The following is a 26,122-nucleotide window of genomic DNA, read 5'->3' as shown; positions in this document are numbered from 1 at the left end:
CCCTCTGGTTTCTCATAGGACGATCAGTTTCTGGAGCAGGTCCTTGGCGGCGTCCGCGATGACGGTGCCGGGTGGGAAGATCGCCGCCGCTCCGGCCGCGTGCAGCTCGTCGAAGTCCTGTGGCGGGATGACGCCGCCGACGACGATCATGATGTCGGCGCGGTCGAGGTTGGCCAGCTCCTCGCGCAGTGCGGGCACGAGTGTGAGGTGCCCGGCGGCGAGGGAGGAGACGCCGACGATGTGCACGTCGGCCTCGACGGCTTGGCGGGCGACTTCGTCGGGTGTCTGGAACAGCGGGCCGACGTCGACGTCGAAGCCGAGGTCGGCGAACGCCGTGGCGATCACCTTCTGGCCGCGGTCGTGCCCGTCCTGGCCCATCTTGGCGACCAGGATGCGCGGCCGGCGGCCTTCCTGCTGCGCGAACGTGTCGACGACCTCGCGGCAGGCGTCCACGTTGGACACTGGGCCGACCTCCTGCCGGTAGACACCGGAAATGGTGCGGATCTGCGCGGAGTGCCGGCCCCACACTTTGCCCAGCGCCTCGGAGATCTCCCCGACGGTGGCTTTGGCGCGGGCGGCGTTGATCGCCAGCTCCAGCAGGTTGCCCCCGCCGCCTGCCGCGTTCGTCAGGGCGTCGAGGGCACTGTCCACGGCGGACTGGTCGCGTTCTTCGCGGAGGCGGCGCAGTTTCTCCAGTTGCTGTGCGCGTACGCCGGCGTTGTCGACCTTGAGGACCTCGATCTGCTCGTCGCCGGTCACCGGGTACTTGTTGACGCCGATCACGGGCTGGCGGCCGGAGTCGATGCGCGCCTGCGTGCGGGCGGCGGCTTCCTCGATGCGCAGCTTGGGGATGCCCTCGTCGATCGCGCGGGCCATCCCGCCGGCCTTCTCGACCTCGCTGATGTGCCCCCACGCCTTCGCCGCCAGCTCGTTGGTGAGTCGTTCGACGTAGGCGCTGCCACCCCACGGGTCGATCACGCGTGTGGTGCCCGATTCCTGCTGCAGCAGCAGCTGCGTGTTGCGGGCGATGCGGGCGGAGAAGTCGGTGGGCAGTGCGAGCGCTTCGTCGAGTGCGTTGGTGTGCAACGACTGCGTGTGCCCTTGCGTCGCCGCCATCGCCTCGACGCAGGTGCGCGCGACGTTGTTGAACACGTCCTGCGCGGTCAGCGACCAGCCGGATGTCTGGCAGTGGGTGCGGAGGCTGAGCGACTTCTGGCTCTTCGGCTGGAACTCGTTGACGAGCTTGGCCCAGAGCAGCCGTGCGGCCCGCATTTTGGCGATCTCCATGAAGAAGTTCATGCCGATGGCCCAGAAGAAGCTCAGCCGCGGTGCGAACCTGTCGACGTCGAGCCCGGCTGCCTGGCCGGCGCGCAGGTACTCCACGCCGTCGGCGAGGGTGTAGGCGAGTTCCAGGTCGGCGGTCGCGCCCGCTTCCTGCATGTGGTAGCCGGAGATCGAGATGGAGTTGAACTTCGGCATGTGCTCGGAGGTGTGGCTGAAGATGTCGGAGATGATCCGCATCGACGGCTGCGGCGGGTAGATGTAGGTGTTGCGGACCATGAACTCCTTGAGGATGTCGTTCTGGATGGTCCCCGTGAGCTGCTCCGGCCGCACCCCCTGCTCCTGCGCGGCCACCACGAACAGCGCCAGGATCGGCAGCACCGCGCCGTTCATCGTCATCGACACCGACATCCGGTCCAGCGGGATGCCGTCGAACAGGGTGCGCATGTCGTAGATCGAGTCGATCGCGACACCGGCCATGCCGACGTCACCGGCGACCCGCGGGTGGTCCGAGTCGTACCCGCGGTGTGTGGCCAGGTCGAACGCGACCGACAGGCCCTTCTGCCCGGCCGCGAGGTTGCGCCGGTAGAAGGCGTTCGACTCCTCCGCCGTCGAGAACCCCGCGTACTGGCGCACCGTCCACGGCTGGTTGACATACATCGTCGGATACGGGCCGCGCAGGAACGGCGCGACACCGGGATAGGTCCGCAGGAAGTCGAGACCGTCTACATCGGATCTGTCGTAGACCGGCTTGACCGCGATGCCCTCCGGTGTCTCCCATGCAGGCAAGTCGGTCTCGTACTTCGCCGACGGGAGCGAGCCGAGGTCGACGTCCGCGAAGCTGGGGATCATCGCTGCACTCCCAGGAGCTCGTAGGTGCTGTTCAGGATCTCCAGCGCCGGGCAGCCCGCGAAGACCAATCCGTCCACGTCCGCGTCGGTCTTCTTGCCCGCCAGGAGCACCCGCTCGGCACCGGCCGCACGCAGGGCCTCGACGGTCTGCCCGGCCTGGTCGGCGTAGCTGCTGTCGCTGCCGCACAGGACGGCGATCCTGGCACCGGAGGCTGTGAACCTGTCTGCGACCTCGTCCGGCGTGGTGGTCGGACCCGCGTCGGGGGTGGCGAAACCGCCGGCGTTGAAGAGGTTGGCGGCGAAGATGGCCCTGGCGGTGTGGGCGGCGATCGGGCCGAGGGTGGCGAGGAAGACCACGGGGCGTTCGGGCTGGGCGTCGGCGAGGTCGCGCAGCTCCTCGAAGGCCTGTGCATAACGCACCCGCGGCAACTCACCGTCCGGCAGCGGCGCCGGTTCGCGGACCACGGGCTTCTCGGCCAGGTCCGGGAACTCGCTGACGCCCGTGATCGGGTCGCACCGGTTCGCGAGCCGAGCTGACCGCGCCTCCCACGTGGCGGCGATCCGCGACGCGACCAGTTCCCCCGCCTCACCGATACCGCCGGCGCGTTCGAGCTGCTGGAACCACGCCCACGCCGCCACGGCAAGCGACTCGGTCAGCTGCTCCACGTACCAGGACCCCGCCGCCGGGTCGATCACCGCGCCGAGGTGCGACTCCTCCAGCAGCAGGTTCTGCGTGTTGCGCGCGATCCGGTGCGCGAACTCGTCCGGCAGCCCGATCGCCGCGTCGAACGGCTGCACCGTCACCGCATCGGCACCGCCCAGACCGGCAGCCAGGGTGGCGACGGTGGTGCGCAGCATGTTCACCCACGGATCGCGACGGGTCATCATCGCCGACGACGTCACCGCGTGCTGCACCTGCGGCACGTCCACGCCCGACACCTCGCCCACCCGCGCCCACAACCGGCGCGCCGCACGCAGCTTCGCGATCGTCGCGAACTGGTCCGCCGTGGCCGCGAAGCGGAACTCCAGCTGCGCGAACGCCGACTCGACCGACAGACCACCGGAAACCAGAGCACGCAGGTACGACACGGCCAAGGCCAGCGACGCACCCAGCTCCTCCGCGTCCGACCCGCCCGCGTCGTGGAACGGCAACGCGTCCACCACGACCGTCCGCAGACCGGGGAACGTGCGGGAAACCCGCGTGATCAAGTCGAGTGCGTCGCCGGTCGGCCTGAGCGCGAGGTTTCCGCGGACGGACTCCGGAGCGATCCGGCCCCACAGCCGCAGCATGGCGACGGCCACCTCCGGCGAGCCGTCCAGCACGATCGGCGCCAGGTCCAGGTGGACGTCCGCCAGCACGGTCTCGAGGGAATCGGCCGGTACGGACAGCCACAACGACGTGACGCCGCCCTCGAGGTCGTTCAGCACGGCGATCGGGTCCGGCACGGAGTGCCGCTGGCGGATGTCCCAGCCCTGCTTCACCGGTGCCAGGCAGGGAAAGCTCGCCGGTGCGTCGGTGTAGAGAGGCTGAACGTCGATGCCGTCGGGCGTGCGGGTGATCAGTGAGTCGAAGTCCGCTCCCGACTTGCGGAGCACGGCGTCGACCAGATCGCGCCACTGTCCGTACGACGCTGCTGGGAACTCTGCTGCCAGCTCCATCATGTGTCGAGTCTTTCCACGACTACGGGCTTCGACAACCCCTATCCCACAACGCTTAGGGGGTGCCGGGGCCGGTCAGCGCGAGCGGCGTGCGGTGCAGGAGAGCCGAGTCCCCACGGCTTTTGCCGAGATCACGTCCGTATGTCCATTGTGGACTTAATGAACGCACGTTCGCCGCGATGCACAAAGCCGCCGCGCCACACCTGCAGGTGAGCGGCGGCGGGGTGGTCACCGCCTCCGGTGCGGGCAGGAGCGCGGGAACCGTGCAACCGGCCGTTCGAGTGGCTGGGGCAACCACTCGAACAGCGCTCGGCCGCCAGACTTCAGACGCTCGCGGTGTTCAGGACGATCGTGCGCGCCGGACACAGGTCCGCCGCCTGGTGGACCGAGTCGTGCAGGTCCTCGGCGGGGTGGTCCTGGAGCACGACGACCAGACCGTTGTCGTCCTGGTCGAACACCTCGGGGCTGACCATGGCGCACTGACCCGCGCCCACGCAGCGGGCGCTGTCGGTGGTGACGTGCATCAGGGTGCTCCTCTTGCCGTTCATCACCAGGTGACGGGAAGTTCGTAGACGCCGTAGACCATCGCGTCGTCCTTGTAGCGCAGCTGGTCGGCGGGTACGGCCAGTTTCAGCCCGGGAATCCGCTGGAGCAGCGTTCCGTAGACGACCTCGAGCTCGACGCGGGCGAGGTTGGCGCCGATGCACTGGTGGATGCCGAAACCGAAGGCCAGGTGGCTGCGGGCCTCCTTGCGGTGGAGGTCGATCACGCCGGGGTCGGGGAACACCGACGCGTCGTGGTTCGCCGCGCCGTTCAGGGCGAGGACGCCGTCGCCGGCCGGGATGGTCACGCCGCCGACCTCGATGTCCTCCAGCGCGACCCTGGCGGTGCCGGAGTCGGAGATCGAGAACGTGCGCAGCAGCTCCTCGATCGCGCCGGGCAGCAGGGACGGGTCGGCGCGCAGCTCCTCGGACAGCCCGGGGTGCTCCAGCAGCGCCAGCACGCCCAGGGAGATCATGTTCGCCGTCGTCTCGTGCCCGCCGACGAGCATCAGCCGGGCCATCGTGACCACGTCGAGGTGGTCGGCGACCTGCTCCACCCGGTTCTTCTCCAGGAACCGGCTGATCAGGTCGTCGCCGGGCTCCTTCTCCTTGGCGGTGACCAGCCCGTCGAGGTAGGCGTCCAGCGCCTGCACGGCCGCGCCGTACTCGGCCGGGCTCAGTTCGTGGTTCATCATGGCCGCCGACCACTCCTCGAACTGCGCGTGGTCGGCGTAGGGCACGCCGAGCAGTTCGCAGATCACCAGTGACGGCACCGGCAGCGCGAGTGCCGTGACCAGGTCCGCGGGACCGCCTGCCGCGAGCATCGCGTCGATCCGCTCGTCCACGATCTGCTGGATGCGCGGGCGCATCTCGCGGACGCGCCGGGCGGTGAACTCGGGGATCAGCATCCGTCGCTGCGCGGTGTGGTCCGGCGGGTCCATCGACAGCATCATCAGCCGCACCTGTGCCAGCAGCTCCGGTGGGATGTGGAACTGGTGCGGGTAGCCGGGCAGCTTGAGGTTCGAGCTGACGCGCGGGTCGCCGAGAACCTGCTTGACGTCGGCGTGCCGGGTGACCAACCACGCGGGTCGTCCGGTGACCTTCACCGTCGCCCGTGAGACGGGTTCACGTTCCCGCAGCTCCGAGTAGGCAGCCGGCTCCTTGAACGGGCATTCGCGGCGCATCGGGAACTGCGGCAGCTCTGGCTCTGCGCCGACGGTGCCGGGGGACTGGAGCGATTCGGTCATGACTGCCTCTCGGAAGGCGTGGGCGGTCTCAGCAGTGGACGGGCAGCTCGTAGACGCCGTAGACGATGGCGTCGTCCTTGAAGCGCAGTTCTTCCAGCGGTGCGGCGAGGCGCAACCCCGGCACGCGGCGCAGCAGCGTCGAGTACACGATCTCCAGCTCCATGCGGGCGAGGTTCTGCCCGACGCACTGGTGCACCCCGTAGCCGAAGGCGACGTGGCTGCGCGCTTCGCGCCGCACGTCCAGCCTGTCGGGGTCCTCGAAGACGTTCACGTCGCGGTTCGCGGCGTGGTTGAGCGGCAGGATGCCCTCACCGGCGCGGATGGTGACCCCGCCGAGCTCGATGTCCTCCATCGCCACGCGCGCGGTACCCGCGTCGGAGATGGAGAAGTACCGCAGCAGCTCTTCCACCGCGGTCGTCATCAGCTCCGGCTCGGCGCGCAGTGCGGCGAGCTGGTCGGGGTGCTCCAGCAGGGCGAGCACGCCGAGGGCGATCATGTTGGCCGTCGTCTCGTGCCCGGTGATCAGCATGACCTTGGCCATGCTGGAGAGCTCGGAGTGCGTGACCGACGGGGTCTCCCGGTTGAACGCGATCAGCCGGCTGATCATGTCGTCGCCCGGCTCCGACTCCTTGAGCGTGACCAGCTCGTCGACGTAGCGGTCCAGCTCGTAGTGCGCGCGGCCGCGTTCCTCTTCGCTCAGCTCGTGGCTCATGATCGCCCACGCCCAGGCCTCGAAGCGACCGTGGTCGGCGTAGGGCACGCCGAGCAGTTCGCAGATCACCAGCGAGGGCACCGGCAGCGCGAGCACGGACACCAGGTCCACCGGGCCGTCACCCGCCTTGGCCAGCAGCTCGCTCACCCGTTCGTCGACGATCTCCTGCACGCGGGTGCGCAGCTGGCGCATCCTGCGCACGCTGAACTCCGGCGTGAGCATGCGCCGCTGCACGGAGTGCTCCGGCGGGTCCAGCGACAGGAAGGTGTGCGGGACCTGCTGGAGGATCTCGTCGGGCACCGGGACCTGGAGCGGGTAGCCGGGCAGCTTGAGGTTCGAGCTCACCCTCGAGTCCGACAGCAGCTTCTTGTACAGGTCGTGGCGGGTCACCAGCCAGGTGTGCTTGCCGTTGACCTTCAGCTTCGCCTTGGAGACGGGCTCGGTCTCGCGCAGTCGCGCGTACTCGGCGGGCGGGCTGAACGGACAGGCCCTGCGCATCGGGAAGTCCGGGAGATCGGAGTCGCCGACCGGTGCGGAGGGGGAGTCGGGGGTAGCCATGGGCAGTCCTCGTCGCTGGGGTAGACGGACGGGATGGCAGCGGTGCACGCCACTGTCCGCAACCTAGGGAGAGGGGGAGAGCGCTCCCACCCCTAATCGCCCCTAGAAACCGCTGTCCGTAGTGAGACGCTTTCGGTTGTGCCGTGCGGGCTTTCCGTTGTGAGCGTTCTCATTTCTGAAGCGAACCACACAGGGGACGCACCTCACGGAGCACCGGAACCCGACCCCGCCGCGTAGGGGCTTTTAGGGGTCGGGGTCGGCGATAGCTTTCGGCTGGAAGTTCGGTCCCCAACGGTCAGCGCGCCATTTTGCCGGTGCCGCGGCCGTTCCAGCGAGTGCTGCCCGAGGAGGTGGTCTTCGTGCCGTTCGGAACCCGTGTCCCCTTGGCCAGCACCAAGGGAACGGTGGCTTTCCGCGACTACCGGACCTGGTACCGCGTGACCGGTGAGCTCGGCGGCGACCGGCCGGCCGTGGTCGCGGTCCACGGTGGACCGGGCAGCACGCACGACTACCTGCTGCCGCTGGCGCGGCTCGCGGACGACGGCTGGCCGGTGGTGCACTACGACCAGCTCGGCAACGGCGGGTCGACGCACCTGCCCGACGCCGATCCGGCGTTCTGGACGGTCGAGCTCTTCCTGGAGGAGCTGGACAACCTGCTGACCGGCCTCGGGATCGCCGACAATTACGTCCTCTTCGGACAGTCGTGGGGCGGTCCGCTGTGCGCGAAGCACGCCGCGGCCGGCCCGGCAGGGCTGCGCGGGCTGGTGGTGGCCAACGCGCCGGCCTCGTACCCGATCTGGTTGCAGGAGATGGCGCGCCTGCGCGCCGACCTGCCGAGGGAGACCCAGGAAGCGTTGCTCCGCCACGAGGCGGCCGGCACCTACGACGACCGGGAGTACCTCGCCGCGATGCGGGTCTTCTACGACCGGCACGTCTGCCGCGCCCGGCCGTGGCCGCGCGACTTCGTCTCCTCGTACATGGAGATCTACAACGACCCCACCGTCTACTACGCGATGAACGGGCCGAACGAGTTCCACGTGATCGGCTCGCTCAAGGACTTCTCGGTCATCGACGACCTCCCCGCGATCGACACCCCGACGCTGCTGCTCAGCGGCCGCTACGACGAGGCGACGCCGACCGTGATGCGGCCCTACGAGGAGCACGTCAAGGGCGCGCGCTGGGAGATCTTCGAGAACTCCGCGCACCTTCCGCACCTCGAAGAGCCCGAGCTCTTCCACGAGGTGCTCGTCGACTTCCTCAAGGGGCTCTGAACGGTGGGCGCGCCCAGTGGCGGCGGTGGGTTCACCACGGCGATGGTCTTCCCCGGCATGGGACCGGTGCCGTTCCGCGACATCGGCCGGTTCATGGTGGCCAACCCGTTCGCGCGGGAACTGGTCGCCGTGGCCGACGACGTGCTCGGCTACTCGCTGGTGGACTCGCTGCGCGAGGACCCCGGCGACTACACCGAGGCCGCGCAGGTGGCGTTCTTCGTGAACTGCCTCGCCTGCGCGCGGTGGGCAGAGGCGGACCTCGGCGTGACACCGGATGTGGTGACGGGACCCAGTTTCGGCGAGAAGGCGGTGCTCGCCTACACCGGCGTGCTCGAACTGCCTGACGCGGTGCGGCTCACCGCCGACATCGCCCGGTGCCTCGACGAGTACTTCGCCGAGGAGCACACCGATGTCGTCACGCTGTCCTTCGTCCGCGCCCCCATGGCGAAGATCGAGCCGATCTTCGCCGAGCTCACCGAACGCGGCGAGTGGCACGAGATCTCCTGCTACGTCGACGACGGGTTCTTCATGGTGTCGATCGCGGAGAGCGAGGTCGAGTGGCTGGCGGCACGGGTGCGCGGGATCGGCGGGATGCCGCTGTACACGATGCGGCCGCCGATGCACGCCTCACTCTTCCGCGGGCTGCGCGACAAGGCCGAGCGCGAGGTCGTCTCGCGCTACCGGTTCGCCGACCCCTCGCTGCCCGTCGTGGCCGACCAGGACGGCTCGCTGCTGCACACCGGTGAGCAGCTGCGCACGATGCTGCTCGACGGGTTCGACCACCCGATGAACTGGCCGAGCGTGACGGACGCGCTGCGCGACTCCGGCGTGCGGCGGCTGTGCGTCGCCGGGCCGGACAGCCTGTTCGGCCGCGTTCCGTGCGCGGCGGAGCGGTTCGACGTCGTCGCCGCCCAGCCGCGGCTCGCGATGACACCCCGGCGCCGCGTGCTCGCGGCCTGAGCCAGACAGATGGAGGAAACCATGTGGAACGATGACTTCGAGGACCTGGTCCGCGGCTTTCTGCCGTTCCTTCCCGACACCGAGGACCTGGCACCGGAGGCCGACCTCAAGGAGCTCGGCCTCGACTCGCTGAACGCGGTGCACCTGCTCAGCGTTCTGGAGAACACCTACCGCGTCCGCTTCGACGACAGCGCGCTGAGCATGGAGACCTTCCGCACGGCGGGCATGCTGTGGTCGACCGTGGAGCGCACACTCGACCACGCGGCGCGCTGAGCCATGACGGCGAACCTGGTCCAGATCACCGACAGCACCCTGGCGGGACGGTTCTCCCGCGGCCTCGCCCTGTCACCGGAGCGGCCGGCCGTGCGCGCGGACGGGGGCGTGACGACCTTCCGCGAGCTGCACGAGCGGGCACTGCTGCTCGCCGGCTCCGCACTCGCCGGCCTCGCCGAGGACACCCGGACGCTCGGGGTGCTGGTGGGCAAGGGAACCTCGGCCTACGCGACCCTGCTCGCGGGGTTCTACAGTGGACTGACCGTGGTGCCGCTGCAGCCCGCGTTCCCCGCGGCGCGCACCCGGCAGATGATCGAGGCGGCCGGTGTGCAGGCACTTCTCGCCGACGACGACTCCCTGCCCGCACTGCGCGCGCTGGCGGACGAGGGGGTCGAGCTGCCGACGTTGTTCGCGCCGGGCGTCCACCCGGCGCCGGGTCTGCGGATCGACCCCGGCAGCGCGTTGACGGCCCCGATGCCGACACGTCCGCACGACGTCGCGTACGTGCTGTTCACCTCGGGGTCCACGGGACGTCCCAAGGGCGTCCCGGTCACGCACGCCAACACGGCGCACTACTTCGCCTTGCAGGACAAGCGCTACGACTTCGGTCCCGAGGACGTCTTCTCGCAGACCTTCGACCTCAACTTCGACTGCGCGATGTTCGACCTGTTCTGCGCCTGGGGTGCGGGCGCGCCGGTGGTTCCGCTGCCGCCCCAAGCCTACGCGCGGCTCCCCGAGTTCTTGAGCGAGCACGGCATCACGGTGTGGTTCTCCACGCCGAGCGCGATCTCCCTGGTGCGCAAGACCGGCGGTCTCCAGGCGGGGTCCCTCAGCACCCTGCGGTGGAGCTTCTTCGCCGGTGAGGCGCTGCACGACGTCGACGCCGCCGACTGGGCGCAGGCCGCGTCCAGGTCCACCCTGGAGAACCTCTACGGGCCCACCGAGCTGACGATCACCGTCAGCGCCTACCGCTGGTGCGACGAGGAACGGCGGCACCACGTCGTGCCCATCGGCGAGCTCCACGAAGGTCATGACCTGGTGCTGCTGGACGACAACGGCAGGCCGAGCCGGACCGGGGAGGGCGAGCTGTGCGTCGCGGGCCCGCAGCTGACCGCGGGCTACCTCGACCCGGCCGACGACGTGAACCGCTTCCTGGTGCACGAGGGAAAGCGCTTCTACCGCACCGGCGACCGCGTGCGGCTCGCCACCGACGGCGCGGGGCTGCTGTACCTGGGCCGCAGGGACTCCCAGGTGCAGGTGCACGGCATCCGCGTCGAACTGGCCGAGGTGGACGCGGCGGTCCGGGACTGCGAAGGCGTCGACCAGGCCGTCACGGTGGCGCTGGAGATGGAGGGCACGGTCGAGCTGGCCGTGTTCCACACCGGGGAACCGCTCTCGCCCGCGCGGCTCGCGCGGCACCTGCGCGACCGGCTGCCCTCCGGCGTCGTGCCGCGGGCCTACTACCACATCGACGCGTTCCCGTTGAACAGCAACCGCAAGATCGACCGCTCGAAGCTCACCTCCGAGGCGAGCGGGGCCGCGGTCAGAGGCCGGCCCCGCCCTCGCGGCGGCCGGTGACCGGGAACCAGCACGAAAGGCCCGAGCCACAAGTGAACTCCACCCAGACCACCGGGGCCCGCACCGGCGCCCTGGTCCACGACCTGCTCGACGAAGCCCTCGCCGGCCACCCCGACTCCTTCGCGATCAGCGACTCCGCCGGCCGGTGGACCTACCGGGAGCTGGCCGGCCACAGCCACGCCGTCGACGCCTGGCTGGCCCTCTCCGGCATCGGCCGCGGCGACCGCGTGCTGGTCCAGCTGCCGAGCAACCGCGAACTGGCGGCCCTGCTGTACGGCACGTCGCGCTGCGGCGCGGTGCTGGTGCCGGTCAACACCGGGATGAAGGACTTCCACCTCCGCGCGGTGGTGCAGAACGCCGAACCGGCGCTCATCATCGTGCCCGACGAGGCGGTGGACCGCGTCGCCGCGTTCTCCGGCGGCGTGGCCGTGCGCGGCTTCTCCGGTGTGTGGGCCGAGATCGAGGACCTGTACCGGATGAAGGCGCGGGGCGCCGGCACCGACGTGCACCCCGACGACGTCGCCGTGCTCGTCTACACCTCGGGCTCGACCGCGGCGCCCAAGGCGGTGATCTGCCCGCACCGGCAGATGGTGTTCGTCACCGGGGCGATCAACGCCGAGCTCGGCTACCGGCCCGACGACGTGGTCTTCTGCCGGTTCCCCATCTCCTGGGACTACGGGCTCTACAAGGTGCTGCTCACCGCAGCCGGCCACAGCGAGCTGGTGCTCGCCGACGGCGAGTCGGACCTGCTGCTGCTGAGCCGGATCGTGGACACCGGCGCGACCGTCGTGCCGATCGTGCCCTCGCTGGCCACCATGATCAGCACGCTCGCGGAGCGCGGTGTCCCGGAGGGTGCGCGGGTGCGGATGTTCACCAACACCGGTGCCGCGCTGCCGAAGCCCACCGCCGACGCGTTGCGCGCGGCCTTCCCCGGCGCCGAGGTGATCATCCAGTTCGGACAGACCGAGTGCAAGCGGGTGTCCGTGCTGCCGCCGGAGCTCGCCGGCAGCAAGCCGGACTCGGTGGGCAGGCCACTGCCCGGCACCCGCGCCTTCGTCGTGGACGAGCACGGTGAGCCGTTGCCGCCGGGAGAGATCGGGGAGATCGTGGTCGAAGGACCGCACGTGATGCCGGGCTACTGGCGCGCCCCCGAGCAGACCGCGCGTTCCTTCCGCGTCGGGTCCGATGGCGGGCTTCGGTTGCACACCGGTGATTTCGGCCGTGTGGACGAGGACGGGTTCCTCTACTACGAGGGCCGCCGCGACGACATGTTCAAGCACAAGGGCGTGCGCATGAGCACGACCGAGCTGGAGGCCGCGGCCGCCGACGTGCCCGGTGTGCGCGCGGCAGCCGCGGTGCCGCCCGAGGACGGCCGTGCGCTCGCCGTGTTCGTGGAGGGCGACATCGAACCGCACGCACTGCTGCGGGAGCTCGCGCGCCGGCTCGAACCCGCGAAGGTGCCCTCGGTGGCGAGGATCGTCGAAGAACTGCCGCTGACCCAGCACGGCAAGTACGACAGGGCCCGCCTCACCAAGCTCCTGGAAGGAGTCGCACCGTGACCGGCTACCGGGAGATCGCGGACCGCTTCGGCACGCCTGCCTTCGTCTACGACCTCGACCGCGTCGTGGCGGCCAGGGACGACCTGCTCGCGGCGTTGCCCGAGCAGGTGGTGCTGTACTACGCGGCGAAGGCCAACCCCCACCCCGAGCTGCTGCGCGAGCTGCGTTCCGGCGAACGCGGCGTCCGCGCGGAGATCAGCTCGACCGGCGAGCTGGACGCGGTGCTGCGCGCCGGTTTCCGCGGTGACGAGGTGCTCTACACCGGCCCCGGCAAGACGGCGGGCGAACTCGCCACGGCCATCGCGCACGGCGTACGGCTGTTCTCGGTCGAGTCGATCGGAGACCTGCGCCGCGTCGGCGCCGTGGCGCTGGAGGCGGGCACGACTGCGGACTGCCTCCTGCGCGTCAACAACGCCACGGGGGCCGCGGCGACGAGCATCCGGATGACCGGTGTGCCGTCGCAGTTCGGGTTCGACAGCGAGACGCTGGCCGACCTCGCCCCGGCTCTGCGCGAGGTGCCGGGGACGACCATCGCCGGGCTGCACTTCTTCCCGTTGAGCAACACCCAGGACGAGGACAGCCTCATCGCGGAGTTCCAGCACACCATCACCAGCGCCGCACGGCTGCAGGACGTTCTCGGCGTCCGGTTCCGCTTGGTCGACATCGGCGGTGGTTTCGCCGCGCCGTACGCCGTGCAGGGCCACCGCCCTGTCTACGAGTACCTGGGCAAGGCCATGTCGGAGGCGCTCGACGAGCACTTCCCCGGCTGGCGGGACGGCGCGCCGCGGATCGCCTGCGAGTCGGGCCGGTACCTCGTCGCGGACAGCGGCACGCTGCTGACCTCGGTCGTCAACGTCAAGCACAGCAGGGGACAGCGCTACCTGGTCCTCGACGCGGGGATCAACACCTTCGGCGGCATGTCCGGGCTCGGGCGGATCATGCCGATCTCCGTCGAGCCGCACGAGGCCGTCGCCGAGGGCGCCGGCGCGCACCTCGCCGGCCCGCTGTGCACCCCCGGCGACCTGCTCGGCAGGGGGGTCCGGCTGCCCGACCTGGAGCCCGGTGAACTGCTGACCGTGCCCAACGCCGGGTCCTACGGCCCGACCGCGAGCCTGCTGATGTTCCTCGGCAGGCCCGCGCCCACCGAAGTCGTCGTCCGCGGTGCCGATGTCGTCTCCGCCTCCCGCATCGAGCACTCACGAGCATATGAACACGGAGAGGCACTCTGATGACCATTTCTTCGCCGCAGCGCGACAACGTCGATCTCCTTCCCGGCGACGCGGGCGACCAGCCCGTGCTCGTGGCGGGCGGTACGTCGGACTCGCACACCTGGAACCTCGTCTACCTGCAGCTGCTGATCGAGGAGCACGGCAGGCGGGTGGTCAACCTCGGCCCGTGCGTGCCGGAGGACCTGCTCGTCGAAGAGGCGGTGGCGGAGCAGCCCGCGCTCGTGGTCGTGAGCAGCGTCAACGGCCACGGCTTCCACGACGGCATCCGGATGGTCACCCGACTGCGCGCGCGGCAGGAGCTCGCCGACGTCCCCGCGGTGATCGGGGGCAAGCTCGGCATCACCGGCAGCTCGTCCGCCGAACAGGTCGCCGAGCTGAAGGCGGCGGGCTACGACGCGGTGTTCGCCGACGGCGTGGACAGCGGGGGCATCGACGAGTTCAGCCGCCTGCTGTTCGAACTGCCCCAGCGGCTGCGGGTATGACCCGCGCGAGAACCGGTTTCGGCGCCTTCGTCCGCGAGGCGCACGAGCGCGGCAGGCTCGTCGTGCAACCGCGCATGGGGATGAGCGATCCCGAGCGGATGCGCGCGGGCCTGCGGGCCACCAGGAAGGCCGACGCGACCACGGTCGGCACCCTGACCATCGACAGCTACACGCGCGTCGGTGATCTGGAGTCGGCCCGCCTGGCCCTGCTCGAAGGGGCCGCGCTCAACGGCTACCCGATCGTGAGCCACGAACGCCGTACCACCGAGGCGGTGCTCGACGGCGTCTGCGGACCGGACTTCCCGGTCCAGGTGCGGCACGGTTCGGCGGCACCGGAGGACATCATCCGCGCTCTGCTCGAGGTCGGGCTGGACGCTTCGGAGGGCGGGCCGATCTCCTACTGCCTGCCCTACGGGCGGGTGTCGCTGCGGGAGTCCGTGGCGCACTGGACGGCGGCCTCCGAGCTGATGGCGGCCGCGCGCGGGCCGGGCGTGGAACCGCACCTCGAGACGTTCGGCGGGTGCATGCTCGGGCAGCTGTGCCCGCCGAGCCTGCTCGTCGCGATCAGCGTGCTGGAAGCGGTGTTCTTCCGGCGACTGGGCATACGCAGCATCTCGGTCAGCTATGCGCAGCAGACGAACGAGGCGCAGGACGCCGAAGCCGTCGCCGCGTTGCGCGCGCTGTGCTCGATGCTCCTGCCGGACGTCGACTGGCACGTCGTCATCTACGCCTACATGGGAGTGTTCCCGGAGACCGAGGACGGCGCGCGTGCGTTGCTCGGCGCGGCGGCAGGGCTGGCGTCGCGCACGGGGTCGGAGCGGATCATCGTCAAGACGGTCGCGGAGTCGCAACGCATCCCGTCGATCGAGGAGAACGTGGCCGCCCTGGAGCTGGCCTCCGACGTCGCCGCCCGCACGCCGTACGCGCCGGCCCCGCTGGAGGGCAACGCCGTCCACGCCGAAGCCCGCGCACTGGTGGAGGCCGTGCTGGCGTTGAACGACGACCTCGGCCAGGCGTTCCTGACGGCGTTCGCGACGGGCCTGCTCGACGTGCCGTACTGCCTGCACCCGGACAACGCGGGGGAGAGCAGGAGCTACATCGACACCGATGGCAGCCTGCGCTGGTCGCGGATCGGGCGGATGCCGTTGCGCGGTATCGCCGAGAGCCGCGCGGCGCGCGGACTCACGTCGTCGGAACTGCTGCGGTCGCTGTCCTTCGTGCGCCGCAGCTACGACGGCATGGCCGCCGCCGGTGTGTCTTAGGGGCTTTTAAGGGTGGGGTCCCTCCTCCTGCTCTCGTTACGTTCCAAGCAAGGACCAGAGATCGCGCCGGTCAGTCGGGAGATGCGCGGATGAACGGGCTCGTAGCCGAATCAGCACTGGCGACACGGCTGGCGCAGGCCGCGCCGGGCGGACGCCGCCGGGTGGTCACCGAGTTGGTGCGCGCCGCCGTGGCGGAGGCCATCGCGCAGGCGCGGCCGGACGAAGCAGCCGCCGGTGGCGCGCTCGACGCCGAGCAGTCCTTCGCGGCGCAGGGGCTCGACTCGCTGGCCGCCGTCCACCTGCACCACGTCCTCACCGAGCGCACCGGGATTCCCCTGCCGGTGAGCCTCGCCTACGACTGCCCGACGCTGCCGGAGCTGGTGGACCGGCTGCTGCGCGCGGCCGACGGAACCGACGACGCCGCGGACGTGCCCGCCGCACCCACCACCCCCGCCGCCGTCGACGACGAGCCGGTCGCGATCGTGGGCATCGGCTGCCGCTTCCCCGGCGGCATCGACGATCCGGCGGCGTTGTGGCAGCTGCTCGCCGAGGGCGGCACCGTGCTGTCCGACTTCCCCTCCGACCGCGGTTGGGACCTCGGCGCCCTGTTCGACGACGATCCCGAGACGCCGGGCAGCGCCTACGTGCGCAAGGGCGGGTTCCTCGGCACCGCGACCGACTTCGACGCCGAGTTCTTCGGCATCAGCCCGCGCGAGGCGCTGGGCATGGACCCGCAGCAGCGGCTCGTGCTCGAGACCACCTGGCACGCGCTCGAGAACGCCGGGATCGACCCCACCGCGTTGCGCGGCACGGCGACCGGTGTCTTCGTCGGTGCGGAGATGCTGGACTACGGCCCGCACCTGCACGAGGCACCCGACGGCATGGACGCGTACCTGTTGGCGGGCAACGCCTCCAGCGTCGTGTCCGGCCGGGTCGCGTACGTGCTCGGTGTGGAAGGTCCCGCGCTCACCGTGGACACGGCGTGCTCCGCGGGACTCGTCTCGCTGCACCTGGCGTGCCGCTCGTTGCGCGCGGGGGAAACGACGCTCGCGCTCGCCGGTGGTGTGGCCGTGCTCGGTGGACCGGGTGTCTTCACCGCGTTCAGCAGGCAGCGCGGCCTCGCACCGGACGGGGTCTGCAAACCCTTCGCCGCGGCCGCGGACGGCACCGGTTTCGCCGAAGGCGTGGGCGTCCTGGTCCTGGAGCGGCTGTCGGACGCGCGGAAGAACGGCCACCGGGTGCTCGCCGTGGTGCGCGGCTCCGCGGTGAACTCCGACGGCGCGTCCAACGGCCTCACCGCGCCCAACGGCACCGCGCAGCAGCGGGTCATCCGCAGTGCGCTCGCGTCAGCGGGACTCACGCCGGCGGACGTCGACGTCGTCGAGGCGCACGGCACCGGTACCCGGCTCGGCGACCCGATCGAGGCGACGGCGCTGCTGGCCACCTACGGACGCGACCGCGCGAGGCCCCTGCTGCTCGGGTCGGTGAAGTCCAACCTCGGGCACACCCAGGCCGCCGCCGGCGTTGCCGGGGTGATCAAGGCCGTGCTCGCGATGCAGCACGGCGAGGTTCCCGCGACGCTGCACGTCGACGAACCGACGCCGCACGTCGACTGGTCCTCCGGCCAGGTCGAGCTGACCGTCGAGTCCCGTCCGTGGCCGGAGACGGGCCGCCCGCGCCGCGCCGCCGTGTCGTCCTTCGGCGTCAGCGGCACCAACGCGCACGTCATCCTCGAACGCCCCGAGCAGGAACCGGACACCTCCGCGCCGAGCCCGGCCGGCGCCCGCCCGCTGGCGTTCCCGCTGTCCGCGCGCGGCGAGGACGCGCTCCGCGCGCGTGCCCGTGACCTGCTGCCCCTCGTCGACACCGTCGAACCGGTGGAGCTGGCACAGGCGCTCGGCACCACGCGTGCCGCGCTGCGCGACTCGGCGGTGCTCGTCGCGACCGGCCGGGACGAGCTGCGCGCTGCCCTGGAGGGACTCGCGAACGGTGCCACCGCGGTGCCGCAGCGGGTGCCGGGCGAGATCGCGTTCCTGTTCGCCGGGCAGGGCAGCCAGCGCGCGGGGATGGGCCGCGAGCTGGCGGCCACCTACCCCGTCTTCGCGGACTCGCTCGCCGCGACCTGTGCCCACTTCGACCTCCAGCTGCCGCGCCGGCTCGACGAGCTGATGTTCGCCGAGCCGGGCAGTGCCGACGCCGCCCTGCTGGACACGACGGAGTACGCGCAGCCCGCGCTGTTCGCCGTCGAGGTCGCGCTGTACCGGCTGTTCGAGAGCTGGGGCCTCACGCCGGACCACCTCGCGGGCCACTCCGTCGGCGAGATCGCGGCCGCGCACGTCGCGGGCGTGCTGACGCTGCAGGACGCGACGATCCTCGTCGCCGCGCGCGGCCGGCTCATGCAGCGGCTGCCCGCCGGGGGCGCGATGCTCGCCGTTCGCGCGTCCGAGGCCGAAGTGACCCCTCTGCTGACCGCGGCAACCGGGATCGCCGCCGTCAACGGCCCCGAGTCGGTGGTGGTGTCGGGCGAGCTCGGCGACGTCGAGCGGATCGCCGCCGAGCTGTCGTCACGTGATCGCGACACCCGGCGTCTGCGCGTGAGCCACGCCTTCCACTCGCCGCTCATGGAGCCGGTGCTCGACGAGTTCCGCCGCGTCGTGCGCGTGCTCGACTTCCGCGAGCCGCGCCTGCCGATCGTGTCGACCGTGACCGGGCAGCCGGTGTCGGTCGAGATGTGCGATCCGGAGTACTGGGTCGGCCACGTCCGCGCACAGGTGCGTTTCCACGACGCGCTGCGGCTGCTCGCCGACACGGGCGTGCGCACGTTCCTCGAGCTCGGACCGGGTGCCACGCTGTCGGCGATGGGACCGGAGTGCGTGGACGCCGGCGGAGTGGCCTTCATCGCGGCGCTGCGCCGGGACCGGCCCGAAGCGCACGAGGCCATGTCGGGGCTCGCGGCCGTGCACTCGCGCGGCGTCCCCGTCGACTGGCGGCGGCACTTCGCCGGGTCCGGCGGCACTCCGGTCCAGTTGCCCCAGTACCCGTTCCAGCGGCGGCGCTTCTGGCTCGACCAGGGCACGTCCGCCGGCGCCGGCGCGCTCGGACAGCTGCCCGCCGATCACCCGCTGCTCGCCGCTGTCGCCGGCGTGGGCGCGGACGCCGCGGTGCTGACCGGACGGATCTCCACGCGCACCCAGCCGTGGCTCGCCGATCACGTCATCGGCGGCAGGGTGCTGTTCCCCGGCACGGCGTTCGTGGAGCTCGCTCTGCGCGCCGCCGACCACGTACCCGCCGGCCCGCCGCTGCAGCTGGAGGAACTGACCCTGAGCGCACCGCTCGTCCTCGGTGGCGACGAGGAGGTCTCCGTCCAGGTGGCGGTCGGCGTGGCGGACGAGGACGGTCGTCGTCAGGTCACCGTCCACAGCCGCGCCGACCAGGCGGGCCCGTGGACCGAGCACGCCGCGGGTGTCCTCGCCCCGGCCGACGCCGCCGATCCCGCGCCGTTCGGCGAGTGGCCGCCGCCGGGTGCCGACCCGGTCGACACGAACGACCTCTACGAGCGCCTGGCCGACGAGGGGTACGGCTACGGGCCGGCGTTCCGGGGTCTTCGCGCCGCGTGGCGGCAGGGCGGGACCGTGTACGCCGAGGTCGCGTTGCCGGAAGGGATCGCGGAGAGCGCGGGTGCGTTCGGCCTGCACCCCGCGTTGCTCGACGCGGCGTTGCACGCGGCGGACCTGGACGCGCCTCCGTCGGAGGTGAGCGTGCCGTTCGCCTGGACCGGCGTCACGCTGCACGCCACCGGCGCGACCGCTGTGCGCGTCGCGATCACGCGCGGCGACGGAGGCGGCATCTCGCTCCGGCTCGCCGACGTCACCGGTGCACCGGTGGCCGACATCGGCGGACTGGTTTCCCGGCTCGTGCAGGACCAGGAGGTCCTGCACGCTGTGCGGTGGGTGCCACACCGTGCCCCGGCACCCACCGCAGTTCCACAGGGCGCTGTCGTGCACCGCTTCGGCGATGCCGCGAGCGCGGACGCGCGGGACGCCCGCGAGCACGCCGGCACGGCACTGCGCCTGGTGCGCACGTGGCTGGAAGACGACAGCACGACCGCACCGCTCGTCGTGGTGACGCCGCCCGCGAGCCCCGCGCACGCCGCGGTCCGCGGGCTCGTCCGCGCGGCGCAGGCCGAGAACCCCGGTCGTTTCGTGCTCGTCGAGCACGACGCCGAGCCTTCCGAGGCCGAACTGGCCCAGGCCCTCGCCAGCGGTGAGCCGGAGCTGTCGCTGACCGGCGGGCAGTTCCTCGTCCCGCGCCTGGTCTCCGCTCCGGTCTCCGCTCCGGTCTCGGTTCCGGCCACCGCCGCCGCCGACGACTGGGGCACCGTGCTGGTGACCGGTGGCACCGGCGGGATCGGGTCGCTCGTGGCGCGGCACCTGGTCGAGGCGCACGGCGTCCGCCGCCTGGTGCTGGCCGGCAGGCGCGGGGAGGTGCCCGGCTTCGTCGGGGACCTGGACGCCGAGGTGACCGTGGTGGCCTGCGACATCGGCGACCGCGACGCCGTCATGCGGTTGCTGGCGGAGCACCCCGCCGACTCGGTGGTGCACGCGGCGGGAGTCGTCCGCGATGGTCTGCTCGGCTCGCTCACCGACGAGATGGTCGACGAGGTCTTCCACGCCAAGGCCCACGGCGCCTGGCTGTTGCACGAGCTGACGCTCGACCGCCCGCTGAAGCGGTTCGTGCTGTTCTCCTCGCTCGCCGCGGTGCTCGACGCGCCGGGCCAGGCCAACTACGCCGCCGCCAACGCCTACCTGGACGCGCTCGCCGAGCACCGCGCGTCACTCGGCCTGCCCGCCACGGCGCTGTCCTGGGGCCTGTGGGCGACGGGCACCGGCATGGGTGCCGCACTCGACGCCGCCGCGCTGCGCCGCATCGCCGCCGCCGGGCTGCCGGGACTCCCGGCGGAACGGTCGCTGCGGCTGTTCGACCTCGCCGTCCGATCAGGACGGTCCACCGCGGTGCCGGTCGAGGTGGACGCGGCCGCCGTGCGACGCCGTCCCGACGGCGTGCCGCACCTGTTGCGCGAGCTCGTGCGTCCCGCCGTGCGCCGTGCTGCCGCGGGCGGTGCGCGGCCCTCCGAGGAGGGCCGGTTCGCCACCGTTCCGGTCGCCGAGCGCGAACGCGTGGTGCTGGACCTCGTGCGCACCGAGGTGGCCGACGTGCTGCGCCACGACGGAGCCTCCGCCATCGACCCGGCGCGCGCGTTCACCGAGCTCGGGTTCGACTCCCTCGCCGCCGTCGAGCTGCGCAACCGGCTCAACGCGGTGACCGGGCTGCGGCTGACCGCCACCCTCGTGTTCGACCACCCGACGCCGCGCGCGCTCGCCAAGCACGTTGAGGAGGGCCTGTTCGGCAGCGCCGAGCCCGTGGCTCCCGTCGTTGTGCGCGACCCCGGCACCACCACCGATCCGATCGTCATCGTCGGCACGGCCTGCCGCTATCCCGGCGGCGTCACCTCGCCCGAGGACCTGTGGCGGCTGGTCGCCGACGGCGTCGACGCGGTGGGCGGGTTCCCCGCCGACCGCGGCTGGGACGCCGACGCGCTCTACGACCCCGAGCCGGGCACGCCCGGCCGCACGTACACGCGGGAAGGCGCGTTCCTCCACGACGCCGCGCGGTTCGACGCCGGCTTCTTCGGCATCAGCCCCCGGGAGGCCACCGCGATGGACCCGCAGCAGCGGTTGCTGCTGGAGGTGTCCTGGGAGGCGCTGGAACGGGCGTCGATCGACCCCGCCACCGTGCGCGGCAGCCGCACCGGCGTCTACGCGGGCGTGATGTACCACGACTACGGCGCCTGGCTCCCCGAGCTGCCGGAGGACCTCGCGGCCTACGCGGGCAACGGAAACCTGGGCAGTGTGGTCTCCGGCCGCGTCGCGTACGCGCTCGGTCTCGAGGGCCCCGCGGTCACCGTCGACACGGCGTGCTCCTCGTCCCTGGTCACGTTGCACCTCGCCGCTCAGGCGCTGCGGCAGGGCGAATGCGACCTCGCTCTCGCCGGCGGCGTCACGGTGATGTCCACACCGGACACGTTCATCGACTTCTCCCGCCAGCGCGGGCTCGCCGCCGACGGCCGCTGCAAGTCGTTCGCCGACGGCGCGGACGGCACGGGCTGGGGCGAGGGCGTCGGGGTGCTCGTCGTCGAACGGCTCTCCGACGCTCGGCGCAACGGGCACCGGGTGCTGGCCGTGGTGAGCGGTTCCGCGATCAACCAGGACGGCGCGTCGAACGGGCTGACGGCGCCGAACGGCCCGTCGCAGCAACGGGTCATCCGCGCGGCCCTCGCCGCAGCGGGCCTGGCACCGTCCGATGTGGACGCCGTGGAGGCGCACGGCACCGGCACGACCCTCGGTGACCCGATCGAGGCGCAGGCGCTGCTGGCGACCTACGGTCAGGACCGCGGTGAACCGCTGTGGCTCGGTTCGATCAAGTCGAACATCGGGCACACGCAGGCCGCGGCGGGTGTCGCGGGTGTCATCAAGATGGTCGAGGCCCTGCGGCACGGCGTCCTCCCGAAGACGTTGCACGTCGACGCGCCGTCCTCGAAGGTCGACTGGGAGGCGGGCTCCGTCGAGCTGCTCACCGAGGCCCGTCCGTGGGAACCCGGAGCCCGGCCGCGCCGTGCCGCCGTGTCGTCCTTCGGCATCAGCGGCACGAACGCCCACGTCATCATCGAGGAGCCCGGCGCGCAGGAGGCGGTGGCCGGGGGAGAAGCGCCCCCGGTCGTCGCCCTGCCGGTCTCGGCGCGGACGACCGCGGCGCTGCGCGACCAGGCACGCAACCTGGTCACCGCGGCGTCCACCACCGCCCCCGCCGACCTCGGCTTCGCCCTCGCCACCACGCGCGCGGCGCACGACGAGCGCGCCGTCGTCCTCGCCGGCGCGGACTCCTCCGACGACGTCACGGCGGGCCTCGACGCGCTCGCCCTGGCCGCCGACGCGCCGGGGCTCGTCGTGACCGGTTCGGTCACCGACGGCACGCTGGCGTTCCTGTTCTCCGGTCAGGGTGCCCAGCGACCGGGCATGGGACGCGACTGGTACCGCACCCACCCCGTCTTCGCGGAGCACTTCGACCGCATCGCCGCGCAGTTCGCCGGTCACCTCGGCCACCCGCTCGCCGACGTGCTGTTCGGCGACGGCGAGGCGGCCGCGCTGCTCGACCAGACCGCCTACACGCAGGCCGCGCTGTTCACCACGCAGGTGGCCCTCTACCGGGTGCTCGAGTCGGCGGGGCTGCGTCCGGCGTGGCTCGCGGGGCACTCCATCGGCGAGTTCGCCGCCGCGCACGTGGCGGGTGTCTGGTCGCTGTCCGACGCGGTGACCGCGGTCGCCGCGCGGGGCGAGCTGATGCAGGCCCTGCCCGCCGGCGGGGCCATGATCGCCGTGCAGGCCACCGAGGAGGAGGTCACCCCGCTCCTCGGCGAGCGGTGCGGCATCGCCGCGGTCAACGGGCCCCGCGCGGTCGTGGTGTCCGGTGACGAGGACGCCGTGGAGGCGGTCGCCGCGCGGTTCGCCACGACCCGGCGGCTGCGGGTCTCGCACGCCTTCCACTCGCCGCGCATGGAACCGATGCTGGCCGGCTTCCGCGAGGTCATGGCCGGGCTCACCGCGCACGAGCCCGCGGTGCCGATCATGTCCACGCTCACCGGCGAGCCCGCGACCGCCGCCCAGCTCGGCTCGGCCGGCTACTGGGTGGACCACGTGCGCGGGACCGTGCGCTTCGCCGACGCCGTGCGCGCGCTCGCCGACCGCGGCGTCGACACGTTCCTGGAGCTCGGCGCCGCCCCCGTGCTGACCGCGATGGGACCCGACTGCCTCGTCGAGGCCCAGGGCGATGCCGAACCGGCCTTCGCGTGCACCGCGCGCAAGGACACCGGGGAGGTGCGCGCGCTGCTGACCTCGCTCGCCGAGGTGCACGTGCGGGGCTTCGACGTCGACTGGCGTCAGCTCTACGGCGACTTCACCGGCGCGCACGTGGACCTGCCGACCTACCCGTTCCAGCACCGGCACCACTGGCTGCCGCTGGCCGCGACCGGTGGCGACGTCACCGCGCACGGACTGTCCTCAGTGGACCACCCGCTGGTCAGCGCGGCCGTGGACCTGCCAGGTGACGGCGGCCTGCTGCTCACCGGACGCGTCTCGCTCGCCACGCACCCGCTGCTCGCCGAGCACGCCGTCCTCGGCACCGTGCTGGTACCCGGTGCCGCGCTGGTCGGCCTCGCCCTGCACGCCGGCCGCCTCACCGGCCGCCCCGCGCTCACCGAGCTGACCCTGCAGTCGCCGCTCGTCGTGCCGGGGGAGTCGGCCGTGCGGCTGCACGTCTCGGCCGCCGCCGACGGCACCGTCGAGATCCACTCGCGGCCCGACGACGCGACCGGCGAGTGGACCTGCCACGCCACGGGCGTTCTCGACGTGGTCGGGGACGCGTCCGGTCAGGCGCCGGTCGCCGAGTGGCCCGCGCCGGGCGCGACCGGGCTCGACGTCAGCGGCCTGTACGAGCGGATGCACGCCGAGGGCTACGACTACGGGCCCGTCTTCCGCGCCGTGCGCGCCGCGTGGCGGGCCGGCGAGGACACCGTGCTCGCGGAGCTGGAACTGCCCGCGGAGGCCAGGCACGACGCCGCCCGCTACGGCCTGCACCCGGCGTTGCTCGACGCGGCGCTGCACGTCACCGGTCTGCTCGACCCGCGAGACGAGTCCGCCGGTGCCGGCGCGGGCGTGGTCGAGCTGCCGTTCGCGTGGACCGGGGTCACCCAGCACGGCTCCGGCGCGCTCGCCGCCAGGGTGCGCGTGACTCGCGCAGGCACCGGCGGCGGCCTGCGGATCGAACTCTCCACAGAGGACGGAGCACCGCTGGCGACCGTGGCGTCGTACGTGACGCGGCCCGTCGCCGCCGACCGGCTGGGTGTCCCGGCCCGGGAGCTGTACGTCGTGGCCGGCGAGCCGGTGCCGAAGCCCGTCGTGCGGGCACACCGGAACTGGGCGGTGCTCGGTGACGACGACCTCGGACTCGGCGTCCCGGTCGCACCGGAGCCCGCCGCGCTGGGCACCGCCGACGCGGTCCTGTACGCCGCACCGGTGCCGGACGGCACCGCTGTGCCGGACGCCGTGCGGTCAGCCCTCGCCGAGACCCTGCGGGTCGTGCAGGCGTGGCTCGCCGACGAACGGCAGGCGGTGCTCGTCGTGCTGACCCGCGACGATCTCGCCGGCGCGGCGGTGCGCGGTCTCGTCCGTGCCGCGTACGCGGAGGAACCCGGACGCGTGGTGCTCGTGGACCTCGGAGACGCCCGGCCGGACCTCGCGTCCCTCGGCGCGGCACTCGACACCGGTGAGCCGGAGGTGCGCCTCAAGGACGGCGACGTGCACGCACCGCGACTCGTCCGCGCACCGGACGCGGTGGACCGCACGGCGCAGCGCCCGTGGGGCACCGTGCTCATCACCGGAGGGACGGGCGGGCTCGGCGCGCTCGTCGCGAAGCACCTCGCACGGCGCAACGACGTCGAAAGGCTCGTTCTCACGAGCAGGCGCGGGCCGGACGCGCCGGGTGCCGCCGACCTGCTCGGCGAGCTGAGCGCGCTGGGCGCCAAGGCCGAGGTCGTCGCCTGCGACGTCGCCGACCGCGCGGCCGTCGCCGCGTTGCTCGCGCTCACACCGGTCGACAGCGTCGTGCACACGGCCGGTGTGCTGGACGACGGCGTCATCACGGCGCTGACACCGTCGCGTGTGGACACCGTGCTGCGCCCGAAGGCCGAGGCCGCCTGGCACCTGCACGAGCTGACCCTCGGCCGCGAGCTGGCGCACTTCGTGCTGTTCTCGTCGGCCGCGGGCACCATCGACGCCTCCGGCCAGGGCAACTACGCGGCGGCCAACGCGTTCCTCGACGCGCTCGCCGCGCACCGGGCGGACCTCGGGCTCGCCGCGACGTCGATGGCGTGGGGCCTGTGGGCGGGCGGCGGCATGGGCGCGTCGCTGGACGAGGGCGAGCTCGCCCGGATCGAGCGTTCCGGCGTCGGCGTGCTCGAACCGGACGACGCGCTCGCCCTCTTCGACGCCGCCGTGACGACCGGCCTGCCCGCCGTGCTGCCGGTCCGGCTCGACCTCCGGGCGCTGCGGCGGCGAGGCGAGGAGGTGCCCGCGCCGCTGCGGACGCTCGCCGGCGTCGCCGTGGCACCCGCCCAGCACGCCCGCACCCTCGGCGACCGGCTCGCCGGGCTGCCGAAGGCCGACCACGAGCACGTCGTGCTCACCGCCGTCCGCACCGAGGTGGCCGGGGTGCTCGGCCACGCAGGGCCCGCCGACGTGGAACCACGGCGCGCGTTCACCGAGCTGGGGTTCGACTCGCTCGCCGCGGTGGAGCTGCGCAACCGGCTCAACGCCGTCAGCGGGCTGCGGCTGCCGTCCACGATGATCTTCGACTACGCGACGCCCGCCGCACTCGCCGGCTACCTCCTCGGCCGCCTGGCCCCGGAACCGCCGGCCGAACCGCAGGTGCCGCGGACAGCGGACGGCGAACCCGGCACCGACATCAAGTCCATGGACGTGGCCGACCTCGTGCGCGCCGCGTTGAACCGCAGCGGCACCTGAGCCGCCCGCCCGGCCACCCGGGGA

At 72.3% G+C, this 26,122-nt stretch carries 14 protein-coding genes; 9 read left to right on the top strand and 5 right to left on the bottom strand.

Annotation, left to right across the window (positions count from 1 at the left end; all coding sequences use genetic code 11):
- Nucleotides 1–12: 12 nt before the first annotated feature.
- From scpA to ACZ7CF_RS04015, 5 genes are all read right to left on the bottom strand, one after another.
- The gene (scpA, locus tag ACZ7CF_RS04035; protein WP_470368752.1) at nucleotides 13–2,133 is read right to left on the bottom strand and encodes a methylmalonyl-CoA mutase; all 2,121 of its coding nucleotides are present in this window, start codon (nucleotides 2,131–2,133) and stop codon (nucleotides 13–15) included.
- On the bottom strand, nucleotides 2,130–3,794 hold the full coding sequence (locus ACZ7CF_RS04030; protein WP_470368751.1) for a methylmalonyl-CoA mutase family protein: 1,665 nt from the start codon (nucleotides 3,792–3,794) through the stop codon (nucleotides 2,130–2,132). Before ACZ7CF_RS04030 ends, scpA begins: the two co-directional genes overlap by 4 nt.
- A gap of 320 nt (nucleotides 3,795–4,114) precedes the next feature.
- Complete coding sequence (locus ACZ7CF_RS04025; protein WP_360398867.1) at nucleotides 4,115–4,315, bottom strand: ferredoxin; 201 nt, start codon at nucleotides 4,313–4,315, stop codon at nucleotides 4,115–4,117.
- 23 nt (nucleotides 4,316–4,338) lie between these two features.
- Nucleotides 4,339–5,580: a cytochrome P450 gene (locus ACZ7CF_RS04020; RefSeq protein WP_470368750.1), complete on the bottom strand. Its 1,242-nt coding sequence runs from the start codon at nucleotides 5,578–5,580 to the stop codon at nucleotides 4,339–4,341.
- A 28-nt stretch (nucleotides 5,581–5,608) separates the two neighbouring features.
- The gene (locus tag ACZ7CF_RS04015; protein ID WP_470368749.1) at nucleotides 5,609–6,850 is read right to left on the bottom strand and encodes a cytochrome P450; all 1,242 of its coding nucleotides are present in this window, start codon (nucleotides 6,848–6,850) and stop codon (nucleotides 5,609–5,611) included.
- Between the two features lie 314 nt (nucleotides 6,851–7,164).
- Between ACZ7CF_RS04015 and ACZ7CF_RS04010 the strand changes: the two genes are divergently transcribed.
- From ACZ7CF_RS04010 to ACZ7CF_RS03970, 9 genes are all read left to right on the top strand, one after another.
- Complete coding sequence (locus tag ACZ7CF_RS04010) at nucleotides 7,165–8,121, top strand: proline iminopeptidase-family hydrolase (RefSeq protein ID WP_470368748.1); 957 nt, start codon at nucleotides 7,165–7,167, stop codon at nucleotides 8,119–8,121.
- A 3-nt stretch (nucleotides 8,122–8,124) separates the two neighbouring features.
- Nucleotides 8,125–9,081, top strand: coding sequence for an ACP S-malonyltransferase (locus ACZ7CF_RS04005; RefSeq protein ID WP_360398855.1), 957 nt, complete (start codon nucleotides 8,125–8,127; stop codon nucleotides 9,079–9,081).
- 21 nt (nucleotides 9,082–9,102) lie between these two features.
- Nucleotides 9,103–9,354 (top strand): phosphopantetheine-binding protein, encoded by a 252-nt coding sequence (locus ACZ7CF_RS04000; RefSeq protein ID WP_470368747.1) that lies wholly within the window; start codon nucleotides 9,103–9,105, stop codon nucleotides 9,352–9,354.
- 3 nt (nucleotides 9,355–9,357) lie between these two features.
- Nucleotides 9,358–10,932, top strand: a complete 1,575-nt coding sequence (locus ACZ7CF_RS03995; protein ID WP_470368746.1) for an AMP-binding protein — start codon at nucleotides 9,358–9,360, stop codon at nucleotides 10,930–10,932.
- Between the two features lie 32 nt (nucleotides 10,933–10,964).
- Nucleotides 10,965–12,491: an AMP-binding protein gene (locus ACZ7CF_RS03990; protein WP_470368745.1), complete on the top strand. Its 1,527-nt coding sequence runs from the start codon at nucleotides 10,965–10,967 to the stop codon at nucleotides 12,489–12,491.
- Nucleotides 12,488–13,720, top strand: coding sequence for a type III PLP-dependent enzyme domain-containing protein (locus ACZ7CF_RS03985; protein ID WP_360398843.1), 1,233 nt, complete (start codon nucleotides 12,488–12,490; stop codon nucleotides 13,718–13,720). The genes ACZ7CF_RS03990 and ACZ7CF_RS03985 overlap by 4 nt, the downstream gene beginning before the upstream one ends.
- The gene (locus ACZ7CF_RS03980; protein ID WP_360398840.1) at nucleotides 13,720–14,202 is read left to right on the top strand and encodes a cobalamin B12-binding domain-containing protein; all 483 of its coding nucleotides are present in this window, start codon (nucleotides 13,720–13,722) and stop codon (nucleotides 14,200–14,202) included. Before ACZ7CF_RS03985 ends, ACZ7CF_RS03980 begins: the two co-directional genes overlap by 1 nt.
- A complete protein-coding gene (locus ACZ7CF_RS03975; RefSeq protein ID WP_360398837.1) occupies nucleotides 14,199–15,464 on the top strand; it encodes a methylaspartate mutase in 1,266 nt (421 codons plus the stop codon). The genes ACZ7CF_RS03980 and ACZ7CF_RS03975 overlap by 4 nt, the downstream gene beginning before the upstream one ends.
- 89 nt (nucleotides 15,465–15,553) lie before the next feature.
- Nucleotides 15,554–26,098, top strand: a complete 10,545-nt coding sequence (locus ACZ7CF_RS03970; protein WP_470368744.1) for an SDR family NAD(P)-dependent oxidoreductase — start codon at nucleotides 15,554–15,556, stop codon at nucleotides 26,096–26,098.
- Nucleotides 26,099–26,122 lie beyond the last annotated feature (24 nt).

The sequence above is a fragment of the Lentzea sp. NPDC036955 genome, assembly GCF_055608005.1.
The sequence above is the reverse complement of the archived record's forward strand: the minus strand, read 5'-3'. Positions and strand labels throughout refer to the sequence as shown.